Consider the following 5,744-nt stretch of genomic DNA (forward strand, 5'->3'; position numbering starts at 1 on the left):
AAAAACATTAAAACCAGAAATAGAAAAATAAACCAAGAAAACCAAAAAACCAAAAACCAACTTGCGGTCATCCTCAACCATATTATCAATCACCACTACCCCTCCTTGAAAACTCAATCCAAGGAACTCTAAATTTTTTAAAATATTTTCTATCCTTATCGCTAAGCATTGGTGGATCATGGTCACCAACAACAATAACCCTCAAGCCACTCATATGCCTTTCATGTAAAAGCTTCTCAAGATAATAAAAAAACTGATAATGTAATTTTAAATTAGAACAAGCCTTGGATGATGGAAGCACTCCCACGCTGCCACAATCCAATAGGTCCACCGACAGATCCCTGCGATCATACGGAATATGGCTATTAAGTGTCAGCCAATACACAAAAGCAGGACTCTCACCCTGAAAAAAAGCACCAACCTCCTTCATTAACTCTTCATCACAAGCACCTGGGAATGAGTAACATCTCTTTTTCCACTGCTTACTTTCAAAGAAAACTGTTTTATCAAAACCTAATTTCGGATACCATTTTCGACGTCCATACATCGCACCAGCTGCACCATGTATAGCCATGGTGTGATAACCAAGCCGCTCATACATAGCAGGTAAACAACCATTAAATTCGTCTGTCACATCTTTCAAGTTGAAGTGGCGAGCACGAAGCCTACAAAGTTCACGCACCTCCCCCTGAACAGTAACACCTGAGACATTTAATTCCTCTAGCGAAAGGTCAGAAACAACAGAACTATTGAGCAATGGAGACAGAACAGCATTCTGCACTCTTTCATCTGTCACCCCCCAAGATTCACTAACAACCAATAGCACCTTATCACCAACAGACTGAGGGTCATCAAACCAAGACTCTGTAGCACTTGGGACCAAGCCTCTTTCAATAACATCGCCGCTATCTATTGAGAAACCATCAACGAAACTTCCTGAGGAAGCCTCATAAGCCGACACAATCTGACTTTCAATAAAAGCGTCATTAGTTTTTATATAGGTATCCCCAGACGCCCCCAGTAAAAATATTTTTAAAGCATAAAAACCAAGAAGCACATTCACAACAATAACCAGCGCCTCTTTAGATGAGCTTCTGTAAAACCTCCACAGAAGGCCAGCCAAAATAAAAAACATCAGCATGGAAAACAAAAATGCAAGCTGATAAAAAAAAGGAGCAACGCCAATAAAACTTAGCAGGTAGAAAGAGTCCATAACATTAACGATAGGAATGACTTGCCTAACCACTCCTAGCACGTCAAAAAAAAGAAAGGTCACAAAAATCGGGAGAGCCAGCCATCGTGGACAAACAGCCACTATCAACGCCAGCATCGCATAATCAAAATTTATGGTTGGCCTATTCACATCCAGCCACCATGCCAAGACAAGAAAAACAGCATTCGGTATAAAAACGAACAATAGAGCAATAAAAAAATTTTTATGGAGCGACTTCTTCATTAACACAACCACCTCAGTCTTCCATTTCAGAAACTTGACACACCCAGCTCCATAAGAATTTTTTCCATCGGCCCACCAGAGGCTGCATTTTCAGTATCTGAATTTCCAAGCCATACAAAGACTTCATTTTTATCATTGACAACAACCAATCCCGCAGAGCCAGGCATATACCCCTCTTTAACAAAAAAACGCTGTCGCCCCGCGGGAGAATATAAATAAAATGCATATCCATAACAGGATTTTAAGCTCCTATCATCGCACCCTGCATCAAACCCGGAAAGAATGTCTTGGTCCGTTTGATGGATTATATCTTTTATCAAACGAGCATATGCCGAAGCGCTTCCACTCAGCCCTGCAGTAGCAGCGACCGCTTCGTAATCAAAACGTCCTTTGTTATTGACGCCATAGAAATCATTAAACCGGAAGTCCCTTTCCACTTCATCATTTTCCGTCTCATAGCCTACAAACCGCATCCCTCTGTCGCTCAAACCGTAAAGCTGCTCTATTGCCTGCTTATATGGCAGACCTTTTTTATTCGCGACCACTTCTCCAAGCAAGCAATACCCCATATTTGAGTATTCAAATTCCCCTGCTCGTCTTACTGCTCCTGTAGCCATAAATGAAGCCAAATCGTTAGGGCAATCGGGCTTTTCTCGCGTCAAGAAAATCTCGCCCTGAACACCCGATCGATGCCGCAAAAGCTGTGCTATCGTCACGCCCTGCAAATCTGAGTGACCTGGCAGCCCTGCACGGCCTCCTAACTCATCCATTAATCGATCCTGGTAATCAACTTTTCCTTCATTTATCAGCGCAAGGATAGCGGATGCAGTCACAGGCTTGGTCAAACTGCCATAACGAAAGCGCGTATTTTTATCCACCCTTGGAGAAAAAAACATCGCTGAACGCCAGCCTGTCTCACAATGGCTGAGGCCCCCTTTTTTATCGATAAAGGCGACCTGGGTTGCTAGAGCTTTCAATTCATCCACGCCAACCGCACTAATTTCTCCCAACCAAGGCGGAGAATATTCTGAACACTGCTGACTGAGTTTGGCGAATGGGACTTGGAAATTGAACACTTGGCGCATAACGGCATGGCGATCGGTTAACCAGAAATGAAACGGGACAGCCAAGACGAAAAAACCGAGCAAGGAGCAGATGATAATTTTTTTTATGCTATTCATACATTTAAATTCACACAACAACTACTAATATCCAAAGAGCATTACGCAGCTAACTCCACACTTCAGAATAACCAAACACCGTCTTTTCTAAATAACAAAAAAGGCGAACCCCTTCTGAGGCTCGCCTTTAGTCTAAGACAGTAGTTGTCTTATATTAGCTGCCTGCGCCACAACCAGTCGGCTGGTATTTTGCATCAGCAGTAGTAGCACAAGACCAAGCGCCAGCAGCAGTACGCGACCAAGTCAGTGAACTATCAGCCAAAGTAGTAGCTGCGCTGTCACCAAAACCAGCAGCAATAGAGGCCGTGCCATTAGCATCGATAGACACCGTCAGCTCACCTTCTGTATAGGAAGCACCGATCAGGTTGCTACCGGTCCAACCCAGATCACATTCACCAGGAGCAGGAGCACCACTATTCACAGGGGTGACTCGGCCCTCAAGGAGACACGTTTCAACCACAGTTTTCATCGCACCGGTTTCCTGCATTACGCGGGTAACCTGTGATTTAGCGACATAGTTCTGGTACTGCGGGATCGCTACAGCGGCCAGGATACCGATGATGGCAACCACGATCATCAGTTCGATAAGGGTGAAACCCTGTTGCATTTGCTTCTTCATGTTGTTTTCTCCAATCATTGGCAAATCTTGTTATGAGCCCACCCTTGGCGAGCATCTGCCAAGGGATAATGCACAGAGCGGGCCAACTTTTCTTCATGATGAAAAATCATTAGGAAACGGGTCATTTCATGGATATATGGCGGAGCCTGCCTCTATGACCCAACACAGAACGGCCCTGCGACCGGTTACCCAAAGCGTCAGGAGGTGACACTCCGCGTCACTCTTCAACCGGAGATTGACGCCATTTGTCGCCGACTGTCCATTATCTCCCTATCTTGCCTATCCCGCACACAGAATGAAGCAGCAACACCTTGCCCCCCCACAAAAAGTTAATCCCTCTTATCTGGAGAGCGGACTGTGGCGAAGCCAAGCTTTCAGCCGCGCGGAACCAACATCTCAAGGCTGTGCGCAATGAACAACTTTCAACTGACGGCTTTAGGTTCGGGAGTTTCTGAGAAAGTGCCGGCAAGATACTGATTTTGCGACATGTGGTCTTCCCTGTGTCGCCCACAACCGGTATGTTACGAAGAAAGTGTTGGGCAAACCGACCATACTAAGCATAAACAAGCAGGTTGCCATGACTAGCCAAATTGCCTCATTCAGCGGCTTACCCCACCGACTCATTCAGCAGGAACTGCTTACGGCGGAAGACGTCCAGCAGATACAGCAACAAGCTCGTCAGGAAAGGGTAAGCCTGGTCCGTCAGCTGGTGGTCTCGGGGAAATTGTCCGCCAGGGTGGTCGCCAACGCGGTGGCCGAAGAATTCGGTGACCCGATTCTGGACCTTGCCACGTTCCAGAAGGACAGCCTGGCCAAGGACCTGGTCGACCCCAAGCTGATCAACAAGCACCATGTTCTGCCACTCTTCCGGCGGGGCAGCCGCCTTTATGTGGCCGTTTCTGACCCCACCAACCTGCCCGCACTGGAAGAAATCCGCTTCAACACTGGGCTCAACGTAGAAACTATTATCGTTGAGGAAGACAAGCTGACCCAATGGATTGAAGGGCTGGAGTCGGAAGCGGAAGGCAACGCGTTCGAGGACCTGGATGATGGTCTCGACGACCTCAACGTCAGCGCAGCTGAAGAATCCACCGATGAAACCAAGTCCGGAGCTGATGACGCTCCCATTGTACGCTTCGTCAACAAGCTGTTGCTGGATGCCATTAAAGGTGGCGCCTCCGATTTGCACTTTGAACCTTATGAGAAATCCTATCGGGTACGCTTTCGTCAAGACGGCATCCTGCAAACGGTCTCCACCCCCCCCATCAACATTGCCAGCAAGCTTTCTGCTCGTCTGAAGGTCATGTCGCGAATGGATATCTCCGAACGCCGAGTGCCGCAGGACGGCCGCATGAAGCTGAAGATATCCAAAACCCGCTCCATTGATTTCCGGGTAAACACTTGCCCCACCCTGTTCGGGGAGAAGATTGTACTGCGGATTCTTGACCCGGAATCCGCAAAAATGGGGATTGAAGCGCTGGGCTATGAAGACAACCAGAAACAGATGTATCTGGACGCCCTGCACAAACCCCAAGGCATGATACTTGTCACGGGGCCTACCGGTTCCGGGAAGACCGTCTCGCTCTATACCGGGGTGAATATCCTGAACACCCCAGAGCGCAATATTTCTACGGCGGAAGACCCGGTAGAAATCAACCTGGAAGGCGTTAACCAGGTGAACGTCAACCCCAAACAGGGGATGGAGTTCTCCTCTGCCCTTCGCGCTTTCCTGCGCCAGGATCCAGATGTAATTCTGGTAGGTGAGATCCGGGATCTGGAAACAGCGAATATTGCCGTCAAAGCGGCGCAAACCGGGCACTTGGTGCTTTCCACCCTGCATACCAACAGTGCACCGGAAACCCTGACACGCCTACGCAATATGGGGGTACCCTCGTTCAATATTGCCACATCGGTCATTCTGATTATTGCCCAGCGGCTCGCACGGCGACTTTGTGAGCACTGCAAAACAGCTGTGGAAATACCGAAACAATCTCTGCTTGAGATAGGTTTCACGGAAGACGACATCACAACCGGGTTTACTGTTTACGGGCCGCAAGGCTGTGAAAAATGCAAAAACGGGTACAAGGGGCGCGTGGGGGTCTATGAGGTGGTCAAAATCACCGATGGCATTGCCCGCATCATTATGGAAGAAGGGAACTCCATTGAAATTGCCGACCAGTGCCGAAAAGAAGGCTTCAACGACCTTCACCGTTCCGGCTTGATGAAGGCAATACAGGGCGTTACCAGCCTTGAAGAAGTCAACCGTGTGACTAGCGGACACTAAATTATGGCGACAAAAGCAGCAGCACAACAAAAAACCGCAACCTTCGTTTATGAAGGCATAGATCGCAAGGGAACCCGCGTAAAAGGGGAAACCAGCGGCAAAGGGCCCGCCTTGGTGCGCGCCGAACTGCGCAAACAAGGCATCAATGCCAAAAAGGTAGTAAAGAAGCGGGAAATCCAGCTGGGCGGGAAAAAGAAAATCAAG

4 protein-coding genes and 1 pseudogene are annotated in these 5,744 nt (G+C 47.9%); 2 read left to right on the forward strand and 3 right to left on the reverse strand.

The window, feature by feature from the left end; genetic code table 11:
- Positions 1-85 precede the first annotated feature (85 nt).
- From A3754_RS12135 to A3754_RS12145, 3 genes are all read right to left on the reverse strand, one after another.
- Entirely contained in the window at positions 86-1,456 is a 1,371-nt protein-coding gene (locus tag A3754_RS12135) for a sulfatase-like hydrolase/transferase (protein ID WP_156496964.1), read from the reverse strand.
- Positions 1,457-1,482: 26 nt separating this feature from the next.
- The gene (locus A3754_RS12140; RefSeq protein ID WP_063519898.1) at positions 1,483-2,637 is read right to left on the reverse strand and encodes a serine hydrolase; all 1,155 of its coding nucleotides are present in this window, start codon (positions 2,635-2,637) and stop codon (positions 1,483-1,485) included.
- A gap of 154 nt (positions 2,638-2,791) precedes the next feature.
- Positions 2,792-3,256 carry a pilin gene (locus tag A3754_RS12145; RefSeq protein WP_063519225.1) on the reverse strand — a complete coding sequence of 155 codons (465 nt, stop codon included), beginning with the start codon at positions 3,254-3,256 and terminating at the stop codon, positions 2,792-2,794.
- A gap of 577 nt (positions 3,257-3,833) precedes the next feature.
- On the opposite strand from A3754_RS12145, the gene pilB reads away from it, so the two are divergent.
- Both pilB and A3754_RS12155 read left to right on the forward strand, forming a co-directional pair.
- Positions 3,834-5,540 carry a type IV-A pilus assembly ATPase PilB gene (pilB, locus tag A3754_RS12150; RefSeq protein ID WP_063519899.1) on the forward strand — a complete coding sequence of 569 codons (1,707 nt, stop codon included), beginning with the start codon at positions 3,834-3,836 and terminating at the stop codon, positions 5,538-5,540.
- Positions 5,541-5,543: 3 nt separating this feature from the next.
- Positions 5,544-5,744, forward strand: a pseudogene (locus A3754_RS12155) (type II secretion system F family protein); the annotation flags it as partial.

Source organism: Alcanivorax sp. HI0083, from assembly GCF_001635175.1.

Excerpts from the sequence above, each read along its gene's own strand:
- A3754_RS12135 (WP_156496964.1), bottom strand. The coding sequence starts at position 1,456 with ATGAAGAAGTCGCTCCATAAAAATTTTTTTATTGCTCTATTGTTCGTT.
- A3754_RS12140 (WP_063519898.1), bottom strand. The coding sequence starts at position 2,637 with ATGAATAGCATAAAAAAAATTATCATCTGCTCCTTGCTCGGTTTTTTC.
- A3754_RS12145 (WP_063519225.1), bottom strand. The coding sequence starts at position 3,256 with ATGAAGAAGCAAATGCAACAGGGTTTCACCCTTATCGAACTGATGATC.
- pilB (WP_063519899.1), top strand. The coding sequence starts at position 3,834 with ATGACTAGCCAAATTGCCTCATTCAGCGGCTTACCCCACCGACTCATT.